Genomic DNA, 26,572 nt, shown 5'->3' on the forward strand with positions numbered 1-26,572 from the left:
TTACTCCTTATCGAAATTATCAAAATCCATGTTTTCAAATTGCGCTAATAAATCATCATCTGAACGAGGTTTAGACTTAGCACTTTGTTTAACAGGTGCTGATGCTTCTTCAACATCATCTAATAAACCCAGTTGCTTCATTAGACGTTCAATACGGTCTAACTTCATATCAACTTGTTTTTGTAGGCCTGCACCTAGTTTTTCACCCGCATCAATGCGATCTAATAGCACCATTAATTGGGCATCATTTTCAAGAAGTGCAAGTTCTTGCTCTGCTGATAAACGGCGCTGTTGCTTAGTTTGTGGTTTTTTAGGCTCAACAATTAGCGGTACTAATTTTTTACTGCCTAAACGTGGATCTTTTTTCTGACCGCCGTTACGCTGCTTATTATCTTCAACAGCAGAATGACGACTACCTGATTTTAGACCTTTACGCTTCTTCGCTTTTTGGCGTTCACGAGTCTCAATATCAACTTTACTATTTGATTTTTCACGGTATACAGCAGGGCCTTCAGAACCTACGGTACGTGCTCTTTTCTTACGGGTCATTACTGGGGTTTCCTCAGCAAAATCACATCATTTCCAACAAACTCAACTTCAAGACCATCACGTTGAGCTAAAAAGCAAAACGTATCATGGCTAAAAAAGCTGACATGGGTTGGGTCGTTCTTATAGTACCAATGCTCAAAAGCATCAGTGTCGGTTACTAGTTTAGTCATGATCCCAAGCCAACCGCCGGGTTTGACTAAACGTAGCAACAGCCCCCATTCCTTCGCAGGCTGATAAAAATGCTCGATTGCTTCTGTGCAAGTAACAAAATCATACTGATCCTCTAATACTACGGATTGTGCCGCAAAATAGGGATCGTAGATCGTCATAGTATACCCCATTTCTGCCAACATCACTGACAAGGTCGGCCCAGGGCCACTACCAAAATCCAACCCAGATAAAGGTGGTGATGATAATCGTGTCGCCAATGGAGTGGCTAATCGCCCTAAAAATTGTCGGTAGCCGATATCATTCGGATTATTCCGATGTTGGTCGTAGACTAATTTTTCTTGAGACGACGTTAAATGAGTTGTCGGATCGGCATAAATTAATGCACATTGTAAACAGCGAAAATAATCACGATTAGTATCTGCCACTAACCAAGTATTATCGTTGCTACCACAAAGTGGACATCTATCCATTGTCTTCTCCACAACGACTGAATGTTTACGAACAGCAGCAGCGGTGTAAAATCGAGCGGGCTATTCTATACCCAATTACGGTTAAGATGTAGTTCTGCTGACAAATTGTTCAATTTATTCGGCTATTTGATCGGATTGATAAGCATAATATCACTGCTAAATCATAATGATAATCGTAGTAAAAATCGAAATTTAGACGAAAAAAAAGCGATAGGTCTGCACCTATCGCTATATGGGGTAAGCTATGAGCTTATAATTCTGTCTAGTCTTTCCGTAACTAGTAAGCAACGTCCCGGTTTAACAAATATCCATTTTTTATGATTGCTATCCATGCCAATATTGTTCGTCACTATCCGAGTGAATTTTTGCATCCTAATTACCATTCCATGGTTTAGCAACTTATCCTAAGTTGGCGATTCCTATCGCAATGTTACGCTCCAATAACTATACCACCATCCTTATGCGATACATCATCCTGATGTATCTGAGCTATATTACTATAGCTACCCTCTTTCCATGAGTGTCGACCCTGACTATCCTTACGCTTCCTGCGTCTACCCTAGTCTCCTGACCAGACTTCCTGTGTATCCTTTTGGCTTCACTGCCTAAGCTATCCTAGCGCTTCCTATCCAATGTCGCATTCCTTGTCGACAGGAGTAATTTACCTTAAGCCATCATTAAAACAATGTATCAAGATCACACTTTTGAATGCGTAATAATAGCGACTAACCAAGTCTATGTTCTATAAAATAAAAAAATAATCAGCTACAAATAAAATCATCATTACAGCGCTAATCAATGGTCGATCTCTTACAACATCACTGGCTTATTCGCCGTTATTAAAATATTAAAAAATAGTAATACTAAGCAACCTTAGTGATAATGCTAACAATTCCACCCTTAATGTAAGCCACCAACATAAGCAGAGAGTGCATTAATTTCATTATCAGTTAGCTTAGCGGCAATGGATCGCATCATACTGTTGAGATCATTATTACGAGTCCCTGCTCGAAATTCTTGCAGCTGCAACGCAGTATATTCCGCATTCTGACCTGAAATTTTAGGAAAACCAGCGAGACTGGTGCCGTTACCACGTGGTCCATGACAACTAATACAACCAGCAATCCCCCGCTCGGGATCACCAAAACGATATAATGGCTCAGCAATCGCAATTACAGCTTCAGGGGTCGTATTTGCAGAGATTGGCAATGAGGAGAAATACGCCCCGAGATCCTTCATATCGGTAACTGATAATGCTGCTGTCATTCCTGCCATAACAGCATTACTTCGACCTTGAGCACCACCACTCGTTACGGCAAGTTTATAATCAACAAGCTGTTTCGTTAAATAATCAGCATGTTGACCTGCCAATTTAGGATACTGTGCAATAACCGCATTGCCATCATTACCATGACAAGCAACACAAGTAGCAGCCTTTAATTTACCAGCATTGATATCGCCTTGTGCCCAGGCCGAATAACTCGCAACGAGTGTGAATATTAAGACTAATTTTTTCATAAAATTCCATTTATAATTATAGGGCTTCCGTACCACAAGTAATGCTTAGTGACATGGTATACAATACGACCATAAACCAAACACGGTTTAATATATCTTAGACAATTTCACAAAAAAGCGCTCATTTACAATGTGAGGGCTTGACGGAGTTAACAGTGAATCAACCTCTCAACTATAGAAATACCAGTTTTATTACAAGTGCACCGGATATTCGTCACTTGCCACAAGATGTCGGCGTTGAGATCGCATTTGCTGGTCGCTCCAATGCCGGTAAATCAAGTGCACTAAATCGCCTAACCGATCAAAAAGGTTTGGCTCGTACTTCTAAAACGCCTGGCCGTACTCAATTAATCAACATGTTTGAAGTCATTAATGGCTGTAACTTAATTGACTTACCTGGCTACGGTTTTGCCCAAGTACCACTCGAGCTAAAATTAAAATGGCAAAAAGCATTAGGTGAATACCTTCAGCGCCGTGAATGTTTACAGGGCTTAGTGGTATTAATGGATATCCGCCATCCAATGAAAGATCTTGATCAACAAATGATCAACTGGGCAATTGAAAGTAGCTTACCTGTTTTAGTGTTATTAACTAAAGCTGACAAATTAAAGAGTGGTGCACGGAAAGCACAAGTACTAAAAATCCGTGAAATGTCGAAAGAATTTGGCGGGAGTGTTCAAGTTGAAGCTTTCTCATCATTGAAAGGGATTGGCGTTGATCAAGTTCGCCGCAAACTGGATGAGTGGTATGCACCAGAGCTTGAACGTCAACGTGTATTGGCAGCTGATGACAGTGAGATTTTTAATCTCCCTCCTGCAGAATAAAATCCTGACACTGCTAAACAACACTAAAAATCCCCCACCATCATTGGTGGGGTAAATGCAGAGAGAATTTAGATATTGTTATTATAATCATTCGAGAATTGATTATTTCATTAACTAATGCAACCGCTGTTACTGTACTAGATAGCCTTATTTAGTCGTTTTGAGATGCACTCCACACCCCTCCCCGATTTAAAGTTGTTAATCATATTGATTACAGCACATTATTTTAGTTGAAAAACAAGTTTACTAATTCTTAACAACTTTAAACATTTATGGAATTAAATTACACCATCATTTGTTCAAAAAAAAACCAAAAAAAAAGCCATTCTCAATACCGAGAATGGCTATTTCATGTCTTTGTTTGCCCGCTAGTCATTGTAACTAACCAACAAAATAAAATATGAACAAGAAGCTGTTTCTATTATAGCCTGCCAATTTAAAATTTAAAGTATTTACTCTAAAAAATACGCAAACAAATAAACACTAATGAATCAAAATGGCGAATAAAGATAAAGCAATTGACAATAGTGACAAAAAATCACCAACTTTATTGATTTCGAATGATAAACAAACACAATAAGTGTCTTGATAACGATTAAATAGCAATAAAAAAGTAAGCTTAGGCAGCGCATATAGCGAGGATGAATTTTGCTTTGGCACAATAAAAAACGCCCCGGTCCAATAAATAGACCGGGGCAGCTGAATCAGCCAAATCCAATAACGTGAAACAAAAGGTCTGAAAGATAGAACATCTTACCTCTGTACCCTACGTTAGTAACTGTATATCAATCACTCAGTTTTTGGAAGTCTTTGTCGTAGTTTTTTTTCATACTTTTGTAAGTAATTTTTACATAACCGTTCTTATTTTTAACAAAAAAAATAGTTGATCTCACGACCAACTTTTATTTAATTCATCAATAACGATATTAATTAGTGGGCTTGATCCCAATTATCACCGTAACCAGCCTCAGCAATTAATGGAACAGCTAACGTTGCTGCTTGCTCCATTAATTGACGAACTTTTACCGTCACAGTGTCTAATGCAGATTCCTCCACTTCAAATACTAATTCATCGTGTACTTGCATTAACAAGCTCACTTGACCTTGTGGCTGTTGTTGCACCCATTCATCGACTGCAATCATGGCTAATTTAATAATATCAGCCGCCGTTCCTTGCATTGGAGCATTAATTGCCGCTCGCTCTGCTGCTTTACGACGTAAACCATTACGCGCTTTAATGTCAGGCAGATACAAACGACGACCGAACAAGGTTTCAACATACCCCTGTTCTGCCGCACTATTACGCGTGCTTTCCATATACTCTAAAACACCAGGATAGCGCTCAAAATACACATTCATATAATCTTGAGCTTCATTACGTCCCATATCGAGTTGCTTGGCTAAACCAAACGCACTCATGCCGTAAATTAACCCAAAGTTAATCGCTTTAGCGCGTCGACGCTGCTCGGTGCTCACATCATCAATCGCTAATCCTAGAATTTCAGCCGCAGTTGCCGCATGGATATCTTTACCATGACGGAATGCATCCAACAACGCGGGATCACCAGAAAGATGCGCCATAATGCGTAATTCAATTTGAGAATAATCGACTGCCAGAATTTTATAACCCGGCTTGGCAACGAATGCTTGGCGAATACGACGGCCTTCAGGGTTACGTACTGGAATATTTTGCAGGTTAGGCTCACTGGATGATAAGCGTCCAGTAACGGTGCCTGTTTGATGATAAGAAGTGTGTACTCGGCCAGTTACCGCATTAACCATTTTCGGTAATTTATCAGAGTAAGTAGACTTAAGCTTAGCTAAGCCACGGTATTCTAATAATAATTTTGGTAATGGATAATCTAACGCCAACTCTTGCAATACTTCTTCATTGGTTGACGGTGTACCTGATGGGGTTTTTTTAATTACGGGTAATCCCATTTTTTCAAACAGAATGGCTTGTAATTGTTTCGGTGAGCTTAAATTAAACTCTTGCCCTGCTAATTCATAAGCCAGTTTTTCAATCTCATCTAATCGTTGCGCTAATTCTATTGATTGCGCTCCAAGCAGCATACTATCAATGTAAACACCAGTGCGCTCCATACGAGATAACACTGGCACTAACGGCATTTCGATAGTTTCAAAAACTTTTTTCAGCTTTTCATCTGCTGCAACTTTTGGATACAACGCATTATGCAAGCGCAAGGTAATATCAGCGTCTTCTGCAGCATACGGTCCTGCTTGTTCAAGATCGATTTGGTTAAAGGTTAATTGCTTCTTACCTTTTCCAGCAATATCTTCAAAACTAATATTTTTATGCTCAAGGTAACGCAGTGCTAGGCTGTCCATATCATGACGACCAACTACGCTGTTATAAACATAAGATTCAAGCATGGTATCAAATTTAATACCCTGCATATCAATGTCATATCGCGCGATAATACTGGCATCGAATTTTAAATTTTGGCCAACTTTCGCTAAATTTTTATCTTCTAATAATGGCTTTAATTGCGCTAATACCCAATCACGATCGAGTTGTGCTGGCGCATCGAGATAATCATGAGCAACCGGAACATAAGCAGCCCTGCCTTCTTCAACTGCAAATGACACTCCAATTAAGTTAGCGGTCATATAATCAAGACCGTCGGTCTCGGTATCAAATGCAAATACATCGGCATTTTTTAATTGGGTTAACCAGTTATTAAAGCTTGCCTCATCCAATACGGTTTCGTAACCACTACGATCAATGGTTGGAGCGATGATTTTAGGCTCAGTGGTCGCAGTTGCAGCACTTTCATCCGCAACAATGCGGCCATCACTGCCATCTAACATTTCAGTTAGCCAGCGACGGAACTGTAATTTACCAAACAATTCAGTCAGTGCATCAGTATCAGGTACACCTTTACACAACTGTTCTGGCGCCAGTTCTAGTTCAACATCAAGCTTAATCGTTGCCAATTTATAAGACATATAAGCCGCTTCTTTATTATCAAGCAACTTTTTCGCCATCGTTTTTGAACCACGAAATCCCAATGGCGCAATATCATCAAGATTAGCGTACAAAGAATCTAAACTACCAATACCTGTTAATAGTGCTTTCGCTGTTTTTTCACCCACCCCAGGAACACCTGGAATATTATCAACCTTATCTCCCATTAAAGCTAAATAGTCGATAATCAACTCTGGCCCAATACCAAACTTATCCACAACACCAGCCGGATCCATCACCACATCAGTCATGGTATTGATCAAGGTAACATTTTGATCTACCAGCTGTGCCATATCTTTATCACCAGTACTGATCAACACAGGCATCCCTTGTTTAGATGCCTGCGTCGCCAGCGTGCCGATCACATCATCAGCTTCAACGCCAGAGATCGAGATCAATGGTAACCCCATCGCTTTGATCACTGCATGTAATGGCTCAATCTGTCCTCGAAGATCCTCCGGCATCGGGGGACGATTAGCTTTATATTCAGGATACATATCATCACGGAATGTTTTACCTTTGGCATCAAAGATAACCGCAATACGATCGGTCGAGAACTGGCGTAGCATACTGCGTAGCATGTTTACTACACCGTAAATTGCACCTGTCGGCTCGCCATCGGAATTAGTGAAATTAGGCGCAGCATGATAAGCGCGATAAAGATAAGAGGATCCATCAATAAGGATCAATGGATTTTCAGGAATCGTAGCCATAAGGTTATTCTTATATCCAAGCAAAAGTAGTTCAGGTTAGGTCTATTATCGACCAAATTTATCCCTACACCACAGAAAAAATGCAATGTTTACTAGAATGCCATGCCAAACCGCAACTGTTAACTGCTGTTTTGTGTTATTCATCCATTTTCTGTGGATAACTTTGTTAGTATTTAATTTACGCCAGTTGATCGTTTTTTATATAAAAATAAAAATTACCCATGATTGTATTTATTTTCATATACTTAATAAGATAGCTTGATTTAGATCCTCGATCCCATATTGATCATTGATTGTGGACAACCTTAGCTAGATAATCGTAACCAAGCTGATAATAACAACAATATAACTATATTTGATTAGTTAGGATGCCATTATGAAGAAAATTGCAGTAATTTTAAGCGGTTCAGGCGTGTTTGATGGAACCGAAATTCATGAAGCGGTATTAGCCTTATTAGCCATTGAACAACAAGGAGCAAGTTGGCATTGCTTTGCACCCAATATTGATCAACATCTGGTGATTAACCATCTCAATGGTGAGGTGACTCATGAAGTTCGTAACGTTTTAGTTGAATCGGCTCGCATTGCCCGCGGTAATATTACCGATGTCGTCTCTTTAAATATTAATGACTATGATGCGCTGTTGGTACCAGGAGGGTTTGGCGTCACCAATAATTTATCTGATTTTGCTCTTCACGGCAGTGCCTGCCAGCTCAATGAAGATGTTAAACAAGCCTGCCAAGCATTTGCTCAAGCGAATAAACCTGCTGCCTATTTATGTATAGCCCCAACCTTGATCCCACAGATCTATGGCCCAGGCGCGAAAGCAACGATCGGTGATGATCCTGATACTACAGCCGCATTTAATGCGATGGGGGGCGAGCATGTACAATGCCCTGTCGATGATTTTGTTCTCGATCAAAAGCGACGTTTATTAACGACACCAGCTTACATGTTAGCAACTAACATCAGTGAAGCTGCAACGGGAATCAATAAACTGGTACGAGAATTAATAAAATTGGCATAAGCATAATAATGATTATTAAACGCTTAAAAAGAAAAAGCGGCGCACTGTGTTATGCGCCGCGTAGCAAAAGTAGTAATTGGTTTTTAGCCCTACACTAATCACCATTACCAAGCTGAAGTACACTGGAAGCAATGTGAGCAATGTCGTGCTATCAAGCACCAGAAAAAGTGTTTTCTCTAGTACCTAAAAGCACGTTAATAATAACCATTCTCAACTAAGTTGCAACATCTAATTGAGAATAAGTTGCATTTGGTTATTAAATTCAATTAAATCTGCTTGGTAAAACCCAACCTATAGTCACGCAACTGGCCTTTCTTTTCCATATTTTCAATAGCATAGCCATTTCTAAACAATAATCTCACCATGGCAGGAAAGCAGTTACGCGACTTGACGTTAATCGTCGTATATGAAGATTGTGCCATCACCCATGCTTCTTGTGCTTCTAATAATTTTTGCGCAATGCCCAATCCACGCCCGCAAGCTAGCACTCCGCCAAGCCAGCTATAAAACACCTGCTCAGATAATGCATAACCGACCTTGACCCCAACTAATTGCTATTGATACTCAGCCACCAAAATCAACGTCGGCTGATGCGCTAATCGTAATCGAATCATCTCGGCATCAATGCCACTGTCTAACTCACTGATGCCAGCGAATACAGTAACAGCTTCAGCTATCGTTCCAATACGTACCACTATTGCAGTCATTATTCAGTCTCCTTTGATTAGGTAAAAAAAATCGGCCGCAGCCGATTTATTTTCAATCCTAAAACCATAATGGTTTATTTACTGACAGTCACAGTATCGCTGAACGGCTGCGGCTTTAAGGTGGTTAGCTTATTAATTAAGTAATTAAGTAGTACCCCATATAAAGGCACAAACAAACCTAAACTAATAATTAATTTAAAACTGTAATCCACTAACGCAATTTCAGTCCAATTTTGTGCCATAAATGCATCAGGGCTGTGATAAAACGCAATACTAAAAAATGCCGTCGTATCAAGCGCATTACCAATAATGGTCGATGCTGTGGGCGCGATCCACCACTGTTTCATTTGACGGAGACGATTAAATACCGACACATCCAATATTTGTCCCAACAGGTATGCCATAAAACTAGCAATCGCAATCCGGGCAACAAATAAATTGAACTCAGTAAGATGAGCGAAACCTTGATATTGTCCTTTAAAGAACAGCACTGACAACACATAAGACACAATTAATGCCGGCGCCATTACCCGCCAAATAATTTTTCGTGCCATGCCGGCACCAAAAATACGGACAGTTAAATCAGTCGCAAGGAAAATAAACGGAAAGGTAAATGCGCCCCAAGTGGTGTGATAACCAAAAATAGTAAACGGCAGTTGGACTAAATAATTACTTGAGGCGATCACTAATAAATGAAAAGCCACCAAATACGATAAAGCCTTGTGTTGTTGAGCAGCGGTAAAAGCAGTCGTTGTTGTATTCGATATTGTTGCGTTAGATAAAGCAGTCATGTAAGACCTTTTTGTCATTGGGGGGAGGGAACCCAAACATTTCCATTGCAGATGGTAATTACCGCCTGCAACACCAGGGCGGCGATTATACAGCACCGGATTAATTTGCCTAGTGGCGTGACAATAACTGCTGTATAAAAATCAGATCATCAATCTCACTCAATACCAACAATTCAAACCACATCGATGTGCTGTAATGTTCAGCTTTGAGTAATAGCTGACAACCATCAAAGTCGATTAACCATTGGTGGAGATCAGCACTTGGCTCTTTATCAATTAAGGTCGCATCTAAACGCTGTAACAGTGCTATTGCGATCGTAGTAAAATTATCAAACTCAAACTGGGCCGGCGTAACCACTAAAGTGCCTTGTTCAAGGTTTATTTCCGTGTGGCTAAAATCATAATCCATCATTAACTTCCGTTAGTTATGTTCATCAATTGCCATTAAGTGATCGCCAATCAATTGCAAAAATACCACCCCAAACTTTTCTAACTTACGCTGACCGACACCATTTATCGCTAAAAAGTCCCCTTTTGAGCTTGGTAACCGTTCCGCCATTTCCATCAGGCTAGCATCATTGAATACCACATAGGGTGGCAAATCTTCTTCATCAGCAATCGCTTTGCGTAATTTGCGTAACTTGGCAAATAATTTTTTGTCATATTGACGATTGGCCATTCGATCAACTTTACTGCTACGAGCCGCCGTATCAAGTCGAGGTACAGCCAATGATAACGGCATTTGAGCCCTTAATAATGGCCGCGCTTGCTCTGTTAGTTGTAATACTGAGTTACGGCTAATATTTTGGGTTAAAAATCCACGATGGATCAGTTGCCGTAAAATACTTACCCAATATTCATGGCTGTATTCACGCCCAATACCATAAGTGGTTAATTTATCATGGCCATATTCACGAATACGTTGATTTTGCATGCCGCGCAAGACATCAACCACATAGGTAATGCCAAAATTCTGGTTAACGCGATATACACATGACAATGCTTTTTGAGCCGCTTCCACCGCATCAAACTGCTGCGGCGGATCAAGACATACATCGCAATTTCCACATGCTTGACGTTGATCTTCACCAAAATAATGTAGCAGTACTTGGCGGCGACAACTTTGTGCTTGAGCAAATGCCCCCATCGCATTTAATTTATGTAGCTCAACATCACGTTGCGCATCATGCGGTTTTTCATCGACACAACGGCGTAACCAGGCTAAATCTGCCGGATCATAAAGTAATAATGCTTCTGCTGGTAAGCCATCCCGTCCTGCCCGTCCTGTTTCTTGATAATAGGATTCAATATTACGCGGAATATCAAAATGGACCACAAACCGCACATTAGGCTTATTGATCCCCATTCCAAATGCTACCGTTGCAACAACCACATGAATATCATCACGTTGAAAAGCATCTTGAACCGCCACTCGCTGTTGGTGTTCCATTCCAGCATGATATGCCGCGGCACGAATACCACTTTCACACAGTTTTTCGCTGATCTGCTCAACTTTCTTACGGCTATTACAATAAATGATCCCGCACTGACCCCGCATCGTCGCCAAGTAACGGTTTAATTGCATAAACGGTTTATGTTTTTCCCATAACGTGTAACGAATATTCGGCCGATCAAAGCTGCCCAAATAACAATGAGGATCAGTTAATCCCAATCGACTAATAATGTCATGCCGCGTGGCATCATCAGCTGTGGCGGTTAATGCCATCACAGGCAGAGGTGAAAATTGTTGTTTAAGCAGACCTAATGCCGCATATTCAGGTCGAAAGTCATGCCCCCACTGTGAAACACAATGCGCTTCATCAACAGCCACCATCGCTACATCAAGTTGCTGCAAACGTTCAATAAAATCGTGCATTAACACCCGTTCAGGTGAGGCATAAACTAACTGTAATTCTCCATTTTGCATCGCATCAAAAGTGGCTTGGATTTCTTCACGTGCCATCGCTGAATGAATACATCCGGCACTGACACCGTTGGCATTAAGCTGGTCTACTTGATCTTTCATTAGCGAAATCAGTGGTGAAATCACCACGGTTAATCCCGGCAGCATTAAAGCAGGAATTTGATAACACAAAGATTTACCGCCACCGGTTGGCATGATAACCAAACAGTCATTACCGGCAGTGATCGCATCAATCACTGCTTGTTGGCCTTGCCTAAATTGTTGATAGCCAAATACATCCTGCAATATTTCTTGGCTGGATAATAATAATGACGACACAGGCTGAGGGGCAACGGTTGACATAGTAAGACTCTTCGCTAAACAGAGCTGCCATTCTATACCTAAATCTAGGGTAGATGCGAGCAAGCCCCCAATAACAAAGCTATTAAGTGATGGCATTAATAATTATCAAATAAAACCAAGTCATTGCCTCAGTTACAATGATAGTGGCGGCATATTTTCTTAAAACTAATCGCCACCAATAACAACTTCAGCATCAATCTTTCGCTACAGCCTGATTTATTTAAAATTAATGACTGGTGTTTATGGTTACGATTATCACAACAACCCTCAAGTAATAATAACCAAATAATTAATAAGGGAATAAAACAAAAAACACCAACTATCACCACTGTTATCAGATGGTTAATTATTCAACACTATATAATTTAAAGCCGCTTTTTCGCGACTAAATTTTGAAGTTATTAATAACATTTAACAACTTACCAGCTTGAAATGACTCAAACGGATTAAAAATCAAATATCCAACAAATATTACGGTCAACAATATTTAAAAATAATGAGATATACGGGGATTTTTCTGCCATCATTAATCACATTAAAATACCACCTAGCACCTCTCTACTGTTGCGTTGCTGATTACAAGGATCTGTTATGCTTAAAATCGCGCCATCACTATTACGTTTACTGGCAATGTGTAGTTGTGCGGCCCCTATTTTCACCGTTACAGCCCAACAAGTTAGTGACACTATCATTCCTGAAGCCAGTGTCACGCCACAGCAATCACAATTAGTGGACGGCAAACAATGGATGATTGCCACTGCCAATCATTATGCCAGTGAAGCTGGCGCAGCAATGTTGCGTCAAGGTGGTAACGCAATCGACGCTATGGTGGCAACCCAATTAGTATTAGGCTTAGTTGAACCGCAATCATCAGGCATTGGTGGCGGAGGATTTTTAGTCTATTGGGATAATGATAATCAGCGAATGACCACCTTTGATGGTCGAGAAACGGCACCTTTTGCGGTCACTCCACGTCTCTTTCAAAATAAAAATGGCCAACCATTAGCATTTTATGATGCTGTTGTCGGCGGGCGCTCGGTTGGTACCCCTGGCACGATTAAATTATTGTGGAATAGCCACCAGCAATATGGCCAATTAGAGTGGAAGCAACTATTTCAACCTGCAATAAAATTAGCCAAAGCAGGGTTTATTGTTAGCCCTCGCTTAGCGGCATTAGTCGCTAAAGATGCCACGCATTTACAACGGTGGCCACTAACCAAAGACTATTTTTTTGACGCTCAGGGTCAACCAATTCAGGCCGGGCAACGATTAATCAATCAAGCTTATGCTGATACTTTACGAAAAATTGCTGATTATGGTCAAAAGGCATTTTATCAAGGAGATATTGCACGAGAGATTGTTAATACCGTTCAAAACGCGGTCGGTAATCCAGGTGTACTCAGTAATATTGATTTGGCCAGTTATAAAGTAAAACAACGTGAGCCGATATGTGCGCCTTATCGCCAATATCAAATTTGTGGTATGGGACCACCAAGCTCAGGTGCATTAACCCTTGGGCAAATTATGGGAATGCTTAACCATTATCCGTTAGCGAAAATGGGTGCTAATGATGTTAATAGCTGGCGCTTGATTGGCGATGCCTCACGCTTAGCATTTGCTGATCGTGGTCGTTATATGGCTGACAGTGACTATGTGCCGATGCCAACCAAAGGCTTACTCGATCCTGACTACATTCAACAACGGGCGCAATTATTAGCTACCAATAAAAGATTAACCACCGTCGAGCCAGGATTGCCGCCATGGGATCATGCCAGTATTCAAACCACCGATGAAGCTATCGAATTGCCATCAACCACCCATTTTGCGATTGTTGATCGCCAAGGTAACGTGGTCTCTATGACCTCTACCATTGAAAACAGTTTTGGTTCACGATTAATGGTTGGTGGGTTCTTACTGAATAACGAATTAACCGATTTTTCATTCCGTAGCCAAATTGATGGTGTACCCATCGCCAATCGTATTGAGCCGGGTAAACGTCCCCGTTCATCAATGGCACCGACAATTGTAATGCACAATAACCAACCGGTATTAGCCATTGGCTCCCCCGGTGGCAGTCAAATTATCGGCTATATTGCAAAAACCTTAGTCGCTTACATTGATTGGGGAATGGATTTACAGCAAGCAATTAATCTGCCTAACATTAATAACCGTTTTGGTACCTTTGAGTTAGAACAACACACTGCTGCGACAGCATGGGCACCTAAGTTTGAACAATTAGGCTATAAAACTGCAGTAAAAGATCTTAACTCTGGCATTCAAGCGATCACGATTGCCCCCAAGCAATTAACCGGTGCTGCTGATCCCCGCCGCGAAGGTAAAGTGATCGCCCAATAGCAGCCTATAAAAACCATAAAAAAGCCCAGTGATGGTTAATTATAAACAATTAACAATCACTGGGCTTATTACTGCAATGGTGATTATAGTGCGGTTAACTTAGCGTATTGGGTTACTAACCACTTAATACCTTCACCATTAAAGGCCACTTGGACTCGACTTTGAGCGCCGCTGCCTTCAAAGTTGATAATTGTTCCTTCACCAAATTTAGGGTGTTGCACTCGCTGCCCCAAACTAAAACCGGTCTCGTTAAAGTTATTATTAACTTGGGTTTGGCTAAAACGACCACTACTCACAGGACGTGAAACCTGTGCCTTCATGCGTACTTCTTCAACATATTGCTCAGGAATTTCACGAATGAAACGTGATGGTTTATGGAAATTATCCTTGCCGTATAAACGTCGCATTTCAGCATAAGTGATATACAGCTTCTTCATTGCCCGCGTCATGCCGACATAACATAACCGACGCTCTTCTTCTAACCGATCGGCTTCTTCTATGGTACGCGAGCTTGGGAACATCCCTTCTTCGACACCGACCATAAACACAATCGGAAATTCTAAGCCTTTGGCACTGTGCATTGTCATCAACTGAACCGCATCTTCAAAGGCGTCAGCTTGACCATCACCCGCTTCTAATGCAGCATGAGCTAAAAATGCTGACAATGGACTCATTTCAGCCGCTTCTTCAGGAATTTCAAACTGACGCGTTGCTGTCACCAATTCTTCTAAGTTTTCAATCCGCGCTTGCGCTTTTTCGCCTTTTTCCTGCTCATACATTGCCCGCAAACCTGAATGACGAATAACATCATCGGTTTGTTGATACATCGCAAGTTCAGCGGTGTCATCTTCAAGTGCATTAATCAACTCAATAAAGCGTTGTAGAGCATTGGCAGCTCGTCCAGCCAGCACTTTTTCGTCTAATAACGCCAAGCTTGATTGCCACATCGTTAAACCGCGATCACGAGCGGTTATACGAATGGTTTCGAGGGTACGATCGCCCAAACCACGAGTCGGAGTATTTACCACCCGCTCAAACGAGGCATCATCATTACGATTGCTAATCAAACGCAGGTAAGACAACGCATCTTTAATTTCTTGACGCTCAAAGAAACGCATGCCGCCATAAATACGATATGGCATGCCAGCTTGAATTAATGCTTCTTCTAATACTCGCGACTGAGCATTACTACGGTATAAAAATGCGGTATCACTAAGGCTACCACCTTGCTCACGCCACTCTTTAATTTTACCGACCGCAAACCGCGCTTCATCAAGTTCATTAAACGCCGAATACAGTGAGATCGGCTCGCCATCGCCATCTTCTGTCCATAAATTCTTACCCATACGAGCAGTATTATTAGCAATAAGCTCATTGGCAGCATTAAGAATATTGGCAGTAGAGCGATAGTTTTGCTCCAAAAAGATTGACGATGCGTTACTGAAATCATTAAGAAAACGTTGAATATTTTCAACTTGAGCGCCACGCCAACCGTAAATAGATTGGTCGTCATCACCGACAATCATCACATGGCAATCAGATCCAGCCATTAATCGTAGCCACGCAAATTGAATATTGTTGGTATCTTGGAACTCATCCACCAAAATGTGTTTAAAGCGTGCTTGATAATGCTCGCGAATATGCTTGTTATCACGCAATAATTCAAACGAACGCAGTAATAGCTCGGCAAAATCGACCATGCCAGCACGATCACAAGCTTCTTGGTAAGCGGTATAAATTCGCAACCAAGTTTGCTCAACCGGATCATTATAGGTTTCAACATGCTGTGGGCGTAAGCCTTCGTCTTTTTTAGCATTGATATACCAAGCACCTTGACGGGCTGGCCAATGCTTTTCATCTAAATTCTGCGCTTTAATCAAACGGCGTAATAACCGCATCTGATCATCAGAATCTAAAATATTAAAATCTTCAGGCAAGCGCGCATCCAAATAGTGGGCGCGTAACATGCGATGACATAAGCCATGGAAAGTGCCATTCCACATTCCAGCACTAGAGCCATGCATTAATTCATTAATACGGCCACGCATTTCGGCAGCCGCTTTATTGGTAAATGTCACCGACATAATGGAATACGGCGAAGCTTGTTCAACCGCCAACAACCAAGCAATACGATGCACTAGCACACGGGTTTTACCACTACCCGCTCCCGCCAATACTAGGTGATTACCCAACGGCGCAGCCACCGCCTCGCGTTGTTTGTCATTGAGGCCATCTAATAGAAGTGAAACGTCCATCGCTATCTACTGGTTATTTATACAATGGTGATGATTATACCAGCCCCAATAAAGATTGCTTCGATATCTTTGTAGTGATTTTCGCAGAGTTCAGAAACAAAAACATAACACAATTGTTAAAATAATTAACATCCCAGTGAAATAAATTATGCTTTTGCCCTGTCTGTTATTCCAAGAGCAAATTAACACCACTAAAAAAATGCTTAACCACAACCAATCAACACTCAACCATAATCAAGGAATCACCATGAAAAAGACCAATATTGCTTTAGCGTCAGCGATGACAGGATTAATTGCGTTAGCAGGAGCACTTGCCTCAACAACAGCTGTTGCTGAAGAAATGGGCAAAAAGATGGAGAAAGAAAAATGTTATGGCGTTAGTAAAGCGGGCAAAAATGATTGTGCAACTAAAACGAGTTCGTGCGCTGGTTCAGCCAAAGAAGATGCGCAAAAAGATGCCTTTGTAGTCGTGCCTAAAGGACTGTGCGATCGTCTCCATGGTGGCTCAACAAAGGAGGCATAAGTTAGTGGATTTTTCATCCCAGCAGCCGATTGGGGTGGGCCTACGCTCGCCTCACATCGCTGAGATAATTTCTACCCAACCGTCACTTGGTTGGTTAGAAATTCACAGTGAAAATTATTTCAATCCCGATTCATTAGCACGCCACCAACTGCGCCAATTGCTACCTCACTATCCGATTAGCTGCCATGGGATCGGGCTGTCATTGGGATCAGTAGATCCACTTAATCCTGACCATTTACAGCAACTCAAGCAATTAATTACCGAGACCGAGCCATTTTTAATTTCAGATCATCTCAGTTGGAGTTCTGTTAATGGTCAATATTTTAATGATCTATTACCACTGCCTTATACCGAAGAAGCACTCACCCATTTCTGCGCTAAGGTTGATCAAGTCCAGCATCTATTAAAACGCCAACTATTAATTGAAAATCCATCCAGTTATTTACAGTTTCAACACTCAACAATTCCGGAATGGGAGTTTTTAATGGCAGTCCAACAGCGCACAGGCTGCGGACTGTTATTAGATTTGAATAATATTTATGTCAGTAGTTTTAACCATCGCTTTGATTGCCAAACGTATTTAGCTGCTATTGATCCAACCGTGGTGCAGGAGATACACCTCGCAGGTTTTATACGCAAACAATTACCTCAAGGTGAAATTTGGATTGATACCCATAGTCAACCCGTCAGTACCGCTGTATGGCAATTGTATCAACAATGGATCCGCTGTCATGGCAGTCATATTCCAACCTTAATTGAGTGGGATACTGATATTCCTCCTCTAGCAATATTAATCGCAGAAGCGAATAAGGCTCAAACGATTATCGATAAGGAGCGCGCCGATGCCAGCATCATTAACCGCACCTAACTTACAGCAACTACAACACCAATTTGCCGCTGCACTGCATTATCAGCCTCATGATGCGGCGACGATAGTCAACAGTGATCAATTTAGCGCCCAACAACGACTGCAACTGTACTGTAATAATTTTATTATTAGCCTCACTGAGGTATTAGCGAGTACATATCCAACCGTAAAAGCTATGATCGGCGAACAATGTTTTGAGCAATTAGCCCGCCACCATATTCTTAGCCAGCCGCTACCGCAAGCCGATGTAACGGCATATGGTGATCACTTTGAAAATACCATTACAGCCCAGCCAGCATTAGTAGCCAGCTTGCCTTATTTAGTCGATCTGGCTCGTTTAGAATGGCTGCGAGATATTGTTAGTCGGTTAGCATCCCATGCTGGCACATTACCGCTAGAAAAATTACGCCAACTCGAACATCCAACCAATAGTGTTAATCTTCAACAGTGTTATTTTCATATTCCAACATCGACACGGGTTTTTAGTAGTCAATATGCGGTGGTGTCACTATGGGAGATCGTTAACGACACCAATGATAACCACCAGCAGCAACAATTAGCGCTATTAGATATTAACCAACCACAAACTGCACTGTTACAGCACTTTCAATGGCAAATTTGGCAACAAGATAGCGCACCAGAATTAATCGCGTTAGTGAGAGACTGCCAATGCCAACGCCCGATCGCAACACATACTCGTTCACAATTAACCCTACTGCCACAGTTATTACACCACCATCTAATTGATGATATTTGCGAGGTTAATGGCGATGATTAATTTTATCCGCACCATCGATCCTTTTTTTGAACATTTAATACGTCCACTGCAACCACTGTTGCTCCTATTTAGTCGCGTTTGGGTGGCAATTGCGTTCTTTAAATCAGGACTCATTAAATATGGAAGTTGGGAAAGTACGCTATATTTATTTGAATATGAGTATCTGGTACCCATTTTACCTTGGCAGTTAGCCGCTTATAGTGGAACAGCGATTGAATTAATTGTACCAATATTTTTAGCTCTGGGATTATTTTCACGCCCAATGGCACTGCTATTATTTGGATTTAATATTATTGCGGTGGTGTCATACCCAGCACTATGGCAGCAAGGGTTTTATGATCATCAATTATGGGGAATGATGTTACTCGTAACCATATTTTGGGGGGCTGGAAAATTATCACTCGATCAGTGGCTAAATCAATGCGGCTGCAATAAAAACGCCGCATAGAGATAATGTTATCATCCATCAATGCCAATGATAACGGATGATAACTCGCAATATACTAGCTTGCTGATAAACCAATTAAAGGTAACAATTCGGCTAAATAGTTAATTTCAACATCCGGTAAACAGCGCACATTGGTTGCCGCTAATTGTCGACGCTGATCATTATACCAACACGCCTGTAAGCCATGCCTTTTAGCACCAAAAACATCGCTATGAAGATGATCACCAACATGCAAAATCTGGTGCGCAGGTATCCCTAAATGACCAATCGCCTTCGTAAACAGATCTGCTTCTGGTTTAGCAAAACCATCGCGCCCAGCATGATAGATCTCACTAAAATACTCCGCTAAACCAATTTTTTGAGGATCGACATTACCATTGGTGATACCGACTAACGGTAGTTGTGCACTTAATAAAGCTAATACTCGATGGGTTTCATCTGGGACATCAACCTTATTACGTTCAACTAACACTAACTCAAGCCCATGTCGCGCGGCAAGCTCAGCCTCTTTAAGGCGCCACCCCAACTGCATCAAACCAATTTTTATTGTTTCATAACGCCACTCACTAACATCATGAGATAAACTGGGATCGACGGCTACAAGTTGATTTTTTAAGCGCAACCAATCATCACGGCGAAGCATATCCGGTCGTGGCAATAATTGTACTAACCAATCAAGCATTGTTTGTTCTGCGCGAACAATCACTGGACGGTTATCATAGAGGGTGTCATCAAGATCAAACGTGAGCGCGTTAATCGGGCCTAAGTGACGATAAAATTGCATGGGCGTTCCTATTAGTTAACACTCAATAACGTGTTAACGGCGTTTAGCTCGAGGATGAGCAGCATCGTAGACTTTAGCTAAATGCTGAAAATCAAGATGGGTATAGATTTGAGTAGTGGTTAAATTAGCGTGGCCTAATAATTCTTGTACTGCACGTAAATCGCCACTTGATTCCAACATATGCGTTGCAAAACTATGGCGTAATTTATGCGGGTTAATGTGGCTTGATACCGCTTGTTTTTGTCCCCATTCCGCCATTCTTTTTTGAACATTGCGGTTTGAAATACGGTGACCAAGTTTAGAGACAAATAGCCCCTTTTCATCACCATGAGCGATATTACCGCGCACTTTAAGCCAATTCGCCACCCACTCACAGGCTAAACCTGCAAACGGTACCACCCGCTCTTTATCACCTTTACCGATAACGCGTAGATCACCTTTACTCAAATTAATGTCACGCACATCTAAGTTCACCAACTCCGATAAACGTAAACCTGCGCCATACATTAATTCCATCATCGCACGATCACGAATCGCCAATGGATCATCATCGTTAACCTCTAGCAGTTGATTCATTTCATCAACATCTAAGTTTTTCGGTAACGGTCGAGCTTTACGTGGTGCAGACACGCCTTTGGCAGGATTGGCGGGTAACACTTGCTGATGGACTAAATAATCAAAAAAGCTCCGTAATGCTGATAACCGCATCGCTAAACTACTGGCTTTAAGTCCATTACGCATCCCTTTACTGGCTATTTGGCGTACCCAGCCAGCATCAACTTGCTGCCAGTTTTCAACCCCAAGCTCTAGTAATTGCTCGGCAATACAGGTTAATTGACGTTTATAATTTTGCTGGGTATGTAAACTAAGCTCACGCTCACTACGCAAATATTCATAAAAACGCTCTAGGGGTTGTTCAAAACTTCGGGGAAGCGTACTCACATAAACCTCGATCATTAGCGTCATTAATACCAATGACAATTATTAGCTAGCGCTATTGAATAAATTGACCATCAAAAACATGGGCTACAGGACCAGTCATAAATAAGGGTTTACCTTCACCAGCCCAACGAATATATAAATCCCCACCAGGTAGGCAGACTTTGACATTCTCATCCAATAGTCCTTGGCTGCGACCAATTGCAACCGCCGCACAAGCGCCACTGCCACAGGCTTGTGTTTCACCGGCTCCGCGTTCATATACCCGTAATTTTACCGTACCGCGATCAACCACTTCCATAAAACCCGCATTAACGCGTTCAGGAAAGCGTTCGTGTGACTCCATCAGTGGCCCCAGCGTTGCTACCGCTGCAGTATCGATATTATCGACAATAGTGACACAATGGGGGTTGCCCATACTGACCGCACCACAAAATAGGGTTTGCTCACCAACCCGTAGCAAGTAGGTTTTCTCTGCTTGCTTAGCCCGCATCGGGATTTTGGTCGGTTCAAAATTCGGTGCCCCCATATTAACCGTTACTTGGCCGTCATTTTCTAGCTTTAACACCATTTTGCCGGCTTTCGTACTAACGGATATATGGTATTTATTGGTTAGCCCTTTCATTGACACAAACCGAGCAAAACAACGCGCACCGTTACCACATTGTTCAACTTCACTACCATCTGCATTAAAAATACGGTAGTGGAAATCGGTTTCAGGATCATACGGCGGTTCAACCACTAATAACTGATCAAAACCAATCCCACGATGACGATCGGCTAAACGACGAATCGCATCGGGAGAAAAAAATACATTTTGCGTGACACAATCTACAACAACAAAGTCATTGCCGAGCCCATGCATTTTGGAAAAGTTAATCTGCATGATGTTCCTTAATTATTAAGCTTCAGTTGCGACGACAATCATTCAACAAGATATTCATGCTGCCAAAGTTGTTCTAAGGTTTCACGCGCACGTACTAAATGTGCTTGCTGACCATCAACCATCACCTCAGCAACTCGAGGACGGGAATTATAGTTAGACGCCATCACGAAACCATAAGCACCTGCCGACCTTACCGCAAGTAAGTCATCAGCGGCTAAACATAAGTAGCGATCTTTACCAATGAAATCACCAGTTTCACAAATAGGTCCAACTAGATCATAACACTGCCTTTCACCTTGACGCGGGATAACTGGAATAATATCTTGCCATGCCGAGTAAAGTGTCGGGCGAATTAAATCATTCATCGCTGCATCAACGATGGCAAAGTTTTTATATTCAGTGTGTTTTAAAAACTCAACCTTGGTCAGTAGCACCCCGGCATTGGCTGCAATCGCACGCCCAGGTTCAAAAATTAATTCCAACTCAGGGTAAGACGCTAAGCTGGATAACAATGCCGTCGCATAATCAGCGGGTAATGGCGGTTGTTCATCGTTATAAGTCACCCCTAAGCCACCACCAAGATCTAAATGTTTAATCTCAATCCCAATTGATTTCAGCTCATCAATCAAGGCGAGTAGACGTTCTGTCGCATCAATAAAAGGCTGAACATTCGTTAGCTGAGAACCAATATGACAATCCATCCCGACCACTTTAAGGTGCGGTAATTGATGAGCTAACTGATACACTTCAAGCGCACGCTCACGGGCAATACCAAACTTGTTATCTCGTAGCCCAGTTGAAATATAAGGATGGGTATTAGCATCAACATCAGGGTTAATACGCAATGAAATTGGCGCAATTTTACCAAGTTGACCCGCGACATGATTTAAGCGATCTAACTCAGGCTCAGACTCAACATTAAAACATTTAATTCCCAGCTCAAGCGCACGTCGCATTTCTGCTGCCGTTTTACCTACGCCAGAAAACACCACCTTGGCAGGATCGCCGCCAGCAGCCAAGACGCGCTCTAACTCACCCAGAGACACAATATCAAACCCAGAACCTAAACGGGCGAGCACATTCAGCACCCCAAGATTCGAGTTGGCTTTTACCGCATAGCAAATTAAATGGGGCTGAGTTGCTACTGCTTGATCAAACGCATGCCAATGACGCTCTAAGGTTGCTCGCGAGTAAACATAAAGTGGCGTGCCATATTGGGCCGCTAACTCCGTCAATGCCACTTCTTCTGCCCATAGTTGTCCGTCTTGCTGGTAATTAAAATAATCCAATGCTTGCTATCCTTCCCTGTCTTGTTGACTGTTAAGCTGCGACTCAATCATCAGCGCAACTAGCTTATTATTGTGGTTGATGGTGTTGTGGTGCATCTTTTGGCATGTACAGTGGGCCACTTTGGCCACAGCCAGTTAAAATTAACGATCCGAAGACCAAAATTGCTAATAAACCTTTATGCATAATTCAAAGCCAGTGATTATCATTCCAATGACCTCTATAATCGCACCAAGAACAAGAAATGCAATAGGACGCAATAGGATGAATGATACTGAATTTCACCAACTGGCCGATCTGGCACTAATGCAGATCGAAGAAGGCATCGATGAATCCGGTGTTGATATTGAACCAGAAACCACTGGCAACGTGCTGACATTAGAGTTTGCAAACCGCAGCCAAATTGTTATTAATCGCCAAGAGCCACTACACGAGCTATGGTTAGCTTCAAAATCAGGTGGTTACCATTTTAAATACACTGGTAGCGAATGGCGTTGTACTCGTAGCGATAAAGAATTATTTGCGCTACTTAAACAAGAGTGCAGCTTACATGCAGGTGAAAATGTAACTTGGTAATGCCAAGCTTACATATTGCAGTTATAAAAAAAGCCTTCATTTTGTGAAGGCTTTTTTCTAAGTTCACCATTATCAATAGTATTAATTAAGATTAATACCGTTGTTTATCACTGTCGTCTTATCATTACGACGAGTTACTTGACCACTTTTAAACGGTAATACTTGTAATTCACCTTTGTCATTATGAGCAATATCGTAAAACTGAGGTAAATTAAAATTGATAAAATTAGCACTATAACTAAAACGATCTTGCGATGAAGTATAAAAACGGTTTACGCCATGAACCATTTCATCTTTATTACCGTTGCACTGACGATAGACTTCCATTTGATTCGTTTCATCGAGAATATAGATATTGAACCCTTGGTCACAATCTTCAAAAAAGAACTGAATCAAACCTTCACTGGCGTAGGCATCGACAATTTCAGGCGGATGCGGTTCATCGGTTTTCCCCATCACAACCTTCGGAATATCACTGACTTTATTTGAAGAAATACAACTGTAAAAATCAACTGAGTTTTCCAGCCGCTGTACCGAAACCCCACGTCGTTCAAAAAACAGCCCGTAAGTTTCATCAGCTATATGCACCGCTTTAAAACGACGTCGCTTTTCTTCTTCGACCGGTTTTAACCGCATTTCAATACACTCAGCCACCAACTGATACACCACATTACGAATTAAACCGCGCATATGTTTGCTGTAACAAAACACATCAATCGCTTCTGGTGGAATAGCATCGTGGTGCATTTTACCCAACATCGTTTTCAGAGCATCAAGCATGGCATAATTGCCACTAAAATTGAGTGTTCGTACTTCATTCCACGAATTACGATAAACTAAATCAACACTGCCAACGAGACACTTTTGCTCAGGGCCATAACTGAAAATATCGGTGGTTTTAAAATCAAATCGAACCGAGCGATTTTTTAGCTCCGTCGTAGGATCATTTTCTAAATTAACAAATAACCCTAATTGGCGAATTTCACACGGACTTGATAATGCTTGCAAACCGGGATGTGGACGACGAATAGGAAAAGTATTGCGAATATCACTCACCAGTTGATAGAGCTTATCTAAATCCATATCAGCATTACGAACCACGGTATGTAAGTGGGTCGATTCGGTCAACAAACCATTAAAATAACTCCACGCAACTAACTTTGATAAGTAACGGTTATGCTCTAACGGTGGCTGACCTAAAATATACTTCGCTTCAATAGGTTGTTTATATAAATACCAACCTGCGGTATTCGTTCGCCCTTCTGGTACTTGAATAAAAGTCAGATCAGGTTCATGTAAATCCGGTGATATTTGCGGATTTAATAATGTTACTTTACCGGGAAGCACCTCAAACGCAGCATATAATTTACGCGCCAGAATACTGATATCTTCGGGGCTAATTGCCGAGGTAATATCATTGCGACGCGCAAAACGAATTAAATTTCGGTAACTGAGCATCAACGCATCAAGCAACTCATTATGGGCTTGCTTAACTTGGGCAACTTTCCAATTACGGCGATTATCAAGCTCAGCAATAACCTCTGTTGACCATTGCCATTGCTCAGTTAAATGTTGCAGTGCGCGTCGACGCCAAACCACTGAACCCGATGCTGGTTTACGGGTTAATTTCTCATGGGTTTTAAGATAGAAACAGCGCCGCACTAAATCTAAACGGCGATGATCATCAATACGCTCTAAATAACGGGTCACTTTTTCAAGCATTAAATAGTAAGCATCCATGCAATATTCACTGCGATCTTCAGCAAAGAAGCGGCGCTTACCATCAAGACTTAATAATTGAGTGTGAGGATATTCCCATGAATAGGCTTCAAGTAGGATCGCTTTTAATACCGATTTATAAGGGGAATCGATACTTTTGTATAACTGCCATAAACTGGAACCGAAATATTCTTCTGCAGGAATACGCATCAAGCCACCAAAATCAATCCATTGGTCGCGTTGAATATAACCTTTAGCAACTAAATCATCGATATATTGGTCATAGCACTCTTCCATTTCTGGCGGCACCATAAACCATAATAAGGGTAATCCTGCTAAACACACTGCCGAACGATAGAATTCATCGAGTAACAGTAAATGTTGACTTGAGCCACAGTTTTCACCGGTCATGGCTTCAGAGAAATTGTCGCGGAAACGGTTTTCATCGATCAAAAAGAAGTTAGCTTCAACCCCTTGTTCCATCGCCCATTGAGAAACTAAGCTACATTTACGATCTAATGCTTCACGGCAATGACGATTTAATGAGGTTGGAATACAAACCCAAATATCAAGATCACTGGTGAGACTTTGTCCCATAGAAGAAGTGCTACCCATGGCGTAAAGACCAGTAATCGGGCAGTCAGTGTCAGCAACCAAGAGTGGATCAATCGGCATTATCGCAGCACGAGCGCAATCATTAACAAATTGCTGTTGTACCTCGGTAACGATAAAATTCGCGATTCCCTGGGGCACTTGTTGATCAAGATATCCTGGTAAAGCTGGGTGGTTATAATGTAATAAGACAGGTAACAGATCGAAAACCTGTATTGACGGCTCATTCATTGCTAAGCGTGCACGTTCAATGCGAAGCTCAGTCAACGAATCCAGTCTACCTTTTAGCGTCTTGATATAATTTTGCAAATTACTCTTCCAAGAGCTAGCAGTGTTAGTGCGGCCCGCAGTTTGACATTAGATAGCGTAAATTTTATTCAAAATGAGAAAGAAACGTGATCAATGTATCATTTTTAATACCTACGGTAAAGATAATGCCAAGCTTGCCCAGTAACAACTGCCTGTGATTCATCCGTGATTATTAGACTCTAAATCGCGGCCATAACTAATAACAACT

The 26,572-nt window shown here is 41.6% G+C and carries 25 protein-coding genes; 8 read left to right on the top strand and 17 right to left on the bottom strand.

The window, feature by feature from the left end; translation table 11 throughout:
* The 3 genes from yihI to C0W29_RS16365 form a co-directional block, all read right to left on the bottom strand.
* The gene (yihI, locus tag C0W29_RS16355; RefSeq protein ID WP_036788424.1) at positions 1 to 549 is read right to left on the bottom strand and encodes a Der GTPase-activating protein YihI; all 549 of its coding nucleotides are present in this window, start codon (positions 547 to 549) and stop codon (positions 1 to 3) included.
* Positions 549 to 1,190, bottom strand: coding sequence for a methyltransferase domain-containing protein (locus C0W29_RS16360; protein ID WP_045045490.1), 642 nt, complete (start codon positions 1,188 to 1,190; stop codon positions 549 to 551). The genes yihI and C0W29_RS16360 overlap by 1 nt, the downstream gene beginning before the upstream one ends.
* Before the next feature lie 900 nt (positions 1,191 to 2,090).
* Positions 2,091 to 2,708 (bottom strand): c-type cytochrome, encoded by a 618-nt coding sequence (locus C0W29_RS16365; protein WP_036788426.1) that lies wholly within the window; start codon positions 2,706 to 2,708, stop codon positions 2,091 to 2,093.
* Positions 2,709 to 2,863: 155 nt separating this feature from the next.
* Between C0W29_RS16365 and yihA the strand changes: the two genes are divergently transcribed.
* Complete coding sequence (yihA, locus tag C0W29_RS16370; RefSeq protein ID WP_045045489.1) at positions 2,864 to 3,532, top strand: ribosome biogenesis GTP-binding protein YihA/YsxC; 669 nt, start codon at positions 2,864 to 2,866, stop codon at positions 3,530 to 3,532.
* Positions 3,533 to 4,236: 704 nt separating this feature from the next.
* Here yihA and spfP read toward each other — a convergent pair.
* Both spfP and polA read right to left on the bottom strand, forming a co-directional pair.
* On the bottom strand, positions 4,237 to 4,284 hold the full coding sequence (gene spfP, locus C0W29_RS22035) for a small protein SpfP (RefSeq protein WP_438616993.1): 48 nt from the start codon (positions 4,282 to 4,284) through the stop codon (positions 4,237 to 4,239).
* A gap of 178 nt (positions 4,285 to 4,462) precedes the next feature.
* Entirely contained in the window at positions 4,463 to 7,234 is a 2,772-nt protein-coding gene (gene polA / locus C0W29_RS16375) for a DNA polymerase I (protein WP_045045488.1), read from the bottom strand.
* A gap of 376 nt (positions 7,235 to 7,610) precedes the next feature.
* Between polA and elbB the strand changes: the two genes are divergently transcribed.
* On the top strand, positions 7,611 to 8,261 hold the full coding sequence (elbB, locus tag C0W29_RS16380; RefSeq protein WP_045043602.1) for an isoprenoid biosynthesis glyoxalase ElbB: 651 nt from the start codon (positions 7,611 to 7,613) through the stop codon (positions 8,259 to 8,261).
* Positions 8,262 to 8,527: 266 nt separating this feature from the next.
* Here elbB and C0W29_RS21950 read toward each other — a convergent pair whose 3' ends face one another.
* The 5 genes from C0W29_RS21950 to recQ all read right to left on the bottom strand — a co-directional run bounded on the left by C0W29_RS21950 (position 8,528) and on the right by recQ (position 12,025).
* Positions 8,528 to 8,749, bottom strand: a complete 222-nt coding sequence (locus tag C0W29_RS21950; protein ID WP_308810771.1) for a hypothetical protein — start codon at positions 8,747 to 8,749, stop codon at positions 8,528 to 8,530.
* A gap of 66 nt (positions 8,750 to 8,815) precedes the next feature.
* Positions 8,816 to 8,968 (bottom strand): hypothetical protein, encoded by a 153-nt coding sequence (locus tag C0W29_RS21955; protein WP_308810772.1) that lies wholly within the window; start codon positions 8,966 to 8,968, stop codon positions 8,816 to 8,818.
* A gap of 74 nt (positions 8,969 to 9,042) precedes the next feature.
* On the bottom strand, positions 9,043 to 9,759 hold the full coding sequence (locus tag C0W29_RS16390) for a 7-cyano-7-deazaguanine/7-aminomethyl-7-deazaguanine transporter (RefSeq protein WP_045043601.1): 717 nt from the start codon (positions 9,757 to 9,759) through the stop codon (positions 9,043 to 9,045).
* Positions 9,760 to 9,868: 109 nt separating this feature from the next.
* Positions 9,869 to 10,171 carry a DUF3630 family protein gene (locus tag C0W29_RS16395; RefSeq protein ID WP_045043600.1) on the bottom strand — a complete coding sequence of 101 codons (303 nt, stop codon included), beginning with the start codon at positions 10,169 to 10,171 and terminating at the stop codon, positions 9,869 to 9,871.
* Between the two features lie 9 nt (positions 10,172 to 10,180).
* Positions 10,181 to 12,025 carry an ATP-dependent DNA helicase RecQ gene (gene recQ / locus C0W29_RS16400; protein WP_045045502.1) on the bottom strand — a complete coding sequence of 615 codons (1,845 nt, stop codon included), beginning with the start codon at positions 12,023 to 12,025 and terminating at the stop codon, positions 10,181 to 10,183.
* A gap of 630 nt (positions 12,026 to 12,655) precedes the next feature.
* On the opposite strand from recQ, the gene ggt reads away from it, so the two are divergent.
* Positions 12,656 to 14,380, top strand: coding sequence for a gamma-glutamyltransferase (gene ggt, locus C0W29_RS16405; protein ID WP_045043628.1), 1,725 nt, complete (start codon positions 12,656 to 12,658; stop codon positions 14,378 to 14,380).
* Positions 14,381 to 14,463: 83 nt separating this feature from the next.
* Here the strand turns inward: ggt and uvrD are convergent, their stop codons facing one another.
* Positions 14,464 to 16,635, bottom strand: coding sequence for a DNA helicase II (gene uvrD / locus C0W29_RS16410; protein WP_045045487.1), 2,172 nt, complete (start codon positions 16,633 to 16,635; stop codon positions 14,464 to 14,466).
* A 247-nt stretch (positions 16,636 to 16,882) separates the two neighbouring features.
* Here uvrD and C0W29_RS16415 point away from each other — a divergent pair, with 247 nt between their 5' ends.
* Genes C0W29_RS16415 through C0W29_RS16430 form a run of 4 tightly spaced genes read left to right on the top strand, consistent with a single transcriptional unit; the run spans position 16,883 to position 19,252 of the window.
* Positions 16,883 to 17,158: a BufA1 family periplasmic bufferin-type metallophore gene (locus C0W29_RS16415; RefSeq protein WP_036788514.1), complete on the top strand. Its 276-nt coding sequence runs from the start codon at positions 16,883 to 16,885 to the stop codon at positions 17,156 to 17,158.
* A 4-nt stretch (positions 17,159 to 17,162) separates the two neighbouring features.
* Positions 17,163 to 18,026, top strand: a complete 864-nt coding sequence (gene bufB / locus C0W29_RS16420) for an MNIO family bufferin maturase (protein ID WP_036788436.1) — start codon at positions 17,163 to 17,165, stop codon at positions 18,024 to 18,026.
* The gene (locus C0W29_RS16425; RefSeq protein ID WP_045045485.1) at positions 18,001 to 18,804 is read left to right on the top strand and encodes an HvfC/BufC N-terminal domain-containing protein; all 804 of its coding nucleotides are present in this window, start codon (positions 18,001 to 18,003) and stop codon (positions 18,802 to 18,804) included. The genes bufB and C0W29_RS16425 overlap by 26 nt, the downstream gene beginning before the upstream one ends.
* Positions 18,797 to 19,252, top strand: a complete 456-nt coding sequence (locus C0W29_RS16430; protein ID WP_045043627.1) for a DoxX family protein — start codon at positions 18,797 to 18,799, stop codon at positions 19,250 to 19,252. Before C0W29_RS16425 ends, C0W29_RS16430 begins: the two co-directional genes overlap by 8 nt.
* Positions 19,253 to 19,307: 55 nt before the next feature.
* Here C0W29_RS16430 and yigB read toward each other — a convergent pair whose 3' ends face one another.
* The 5 genes from yigB to lptM form a co-directional block, all read right to left on the bottom strand.
* Positions 19,308 to 20,036 carry a 5-amino-6-(5-phospho-D-ribitylamino)uracil phosphatase YigB gene (yigB, locus tag C0W29_RS16435; RefSeq protein ID WP_045045484.1) on the bottom strand — a complete coding sequence of 243 codons (729 nt, stop codon included), beginning with the start codon at positions 20,034 to 20,036 and terminating at the stop codon, positions 19,308 to 19,310.
* A gap of 33 nt (positions 20,037 to 20,069) precedes the next feature.
* Positions 20,070 to 20,993 carry a tyrosine recombinase XerC gene (xerC, locus tag C0W29_RS16440; protein WP_036788446.1) on the bottom strand — a complete coding sequence of 308 codons (924 nt, stop codon included), beginning with the start codon at positions 20,991 to 20,993 and terminating at the stop codon, positions 20,070 to 20,072.
* Between the two features lie 37 nt (positions 20,994 to 21,030).
* Positions 21,031 to 21,861, bottom strand: coding sequence for a diaminopimelate epimerase (gene dapF, locus C0W29_RS16445; protein WP_036788448.1), 831 nt, complete (start codon positions 21,859 to 21,861; stop codon positions 21,031 to 21,033).
* 38 nt (positions 21,862 to 21,899) lie between these two features.
* Entirely contained in the window at positions 21,900 to 23,150 is a 1,251-nt protein-coding gene (gene lysA / locus C0W29_RS16450; protein WP_045043594.1) for a diaminopimelate decarboxylase, read from the bottom strand.
* A gap of 67 nt (positions 23,151 to 23,217) precedes the next feature.
* Positions 23,218 to 23,334: an LPS translocon maturation chaperone LptM gene (gene lptM / locus C0W29_RS16455; protein ID WP_080888926.1), complete on the bottom strand. Its 117-nt coding sequence runs from the start codon at positions 23,332 to 23,334 to the stop codon at positions 23,218 to 23,220.
* A gap of 78 nt (positions 23,335 to 23,412) precedes the next feature.
* Here lptM and cyaY point away from each other — a divergent pair, with 78 nt between their 5' ends.
* Positions 23,413 to 23,724 carry an iron donor protein CyaY gene (gene cyaY / locus C0W29_RS16460; protein ID WP_036788451.1) on the top strand — a complete coding sequence of 104 codons (312 nt, stop codon included), beginning with the start codon at positions 23,413 to 23,415 and terminating at the stop codon, positions 23,722 to 23,724.
* Positions 23,725 to 23,805: 81 nt separating this feature from the next.
* Here cyaY and C0W29_RS16465 read toward each other — a convergent pair whose 3' ends face one another.
* Positions 23,806 to 26,364: a class I adenylate cyclase gene (locus C0W29_RS16465; RefSeq protein WP_045043593.1), complete on the bottom strand. Its 2,559-nt coding sequence runs from the start codon at positions 26,362 to 26,364 to the stop codon at positions 23,806 to 23,808.
* Between the last annotated feature and the right edge of the window lie 208 nt (positions 26,365 to 26,572).

This window comes from Photobacterium kishitanii (assembly GCF_003026355.1).
Classification (GTDB): domain Bacteria; phylum Pseudomonadota; class Gammaproteobacteria; order Enterobacterales; family Vibrionaceae; genus Photobacterium; species Photobacterium kishitanii.

Excerpts from the sequence above, each read along its gene's own strand:
- yihI (WP_036788424.1), bottom strand. The coding sequence starts at position 549 with ATGACCCGTAAGAAAAGAGCACGTACCGTAGGTTCTGAAGGCCCTGCT.
- C0W29_RS16360 (WP_045045490.1), bottom strand. The coding sequence starts at position 1,190 with ATGGATAGATGTCCACTTTGTGGTAGCAACGATAATACTTGGTTAGTG.
- C0W29_RS16365 (WP_036788426.1), bottom strand. The coding sequence starts at position 2,708 with ATGAAAAAATTAGTCTTAATATTCACACTCGTTGCGAGTTATTCGGCC.
- polA (WP_045045488.1), bottom strand. The coding sequence starts at position 7,234 with ATGGCTACGATTCCTGAAAATCCATTGATCCTTATTGATGGATCCTCT.
- elbB (WP_045043602.1), top strand. The coding sequence starts at position 7,611 with ATGAAGAAAATTGCAGTAATTTTAAGCGGTTCAGGCGTGTTTGATGGA.
- C0W29_RS21955 (WP_308810772.1), bottom strand. The coding sequence starts at position 8,968 with ATGACTGCAATAGTGGTACGTATTGGAACGATAGCTGAAGCTGTTACT.
- C0W29_RS16390 (WP_045043601.1), bottom strand. The coding sequence starts at position 9,759 with ATGACTGCTTTATCTAACGCAACAATATCGAATACAACAACGACTGCT.
- C0W29_RS16395 (WP_045043600.1), bottom strand. The coding sequence starts at position 10,171 with ATGATGGATTATGATTTTAGCCACACGGAAATAAACCTTGAACAAGGC.
- recQ (WP_045045502.1), bottom strand. The coding sequence starts at position 12,025 with ATGTCAACCGTTGCCCCTCAGCCTGTGTCGTCATTATTATTATCCAGC.
- ggt (WP_045043628.1), top strand. The coding sequence starts at position 12,656 with ATGTGTAGTTGTGCGGCCCCTATTTTCACCGTTACAGCCCAACAAGTT.
- uvrD (WP_045045487.1), bottom strand. The coding sequence starts at position 16,635 with ATGGACGTTTCACTTCTATTAGATGGCCTCAATGACAAACAACGCGAG.
- C0W29_RS16415 (WP_036788514.1), top strand. The coding sequence starts at position 16,883 with ATGAAAAAGACCAATATTGCTTTAGCGTCAGCGATGACAGGATTAATT.
- C0W29_RS16425 (WP_045045485.1), top strand. The coding sequence starts at position 18,001 with ATGCCAGCATCATTAACCGCACCTAACTTACAGCAACTACAACACCAA.
- C0W29_RS16430 (WP_045043627.1), top strand. The coding sequence starts at position 18,797 with ATGATTAATTTTATCCGCACCATCGATCCTTTTTTTGAACATTTAATA.
- yigB (WP_045045484.1), bottom strand. The coding sequence starts at position 20,036 with ATGCAATTTTATCGTCACTTAGGCCCGATTAACGCGCTCACGTTTGAT.
- xerC (WP_036788446.1), bottom strand. The coding sequence starts at position 20,993 with ATGATCGAGGTTTATGTGAGTACGCTTCCCCGAAGTTTTGAACAACCC.
- dapF (WP_036788448.1), bottom strand. The coding sequence starts at position 21,861 with ATGCAGATTAACTTTTCCAAAATGCATGGGCTCGGCAATGACTTTGTT.
- lptM (WP_080888926.1), bottom strand. The coding sequence starts at position 23,334 with ATGCATAAAGGTTTATTAGCAATTTTGGTCTTCGGATCGTTAATTTTA.
- cyaY (WP_036788451.1), top strand. The coding sequence starts at position 23,413 with ATGAATGATACTGAATTTCACCAACTGGCCGATCTGGCACTAATGCAG.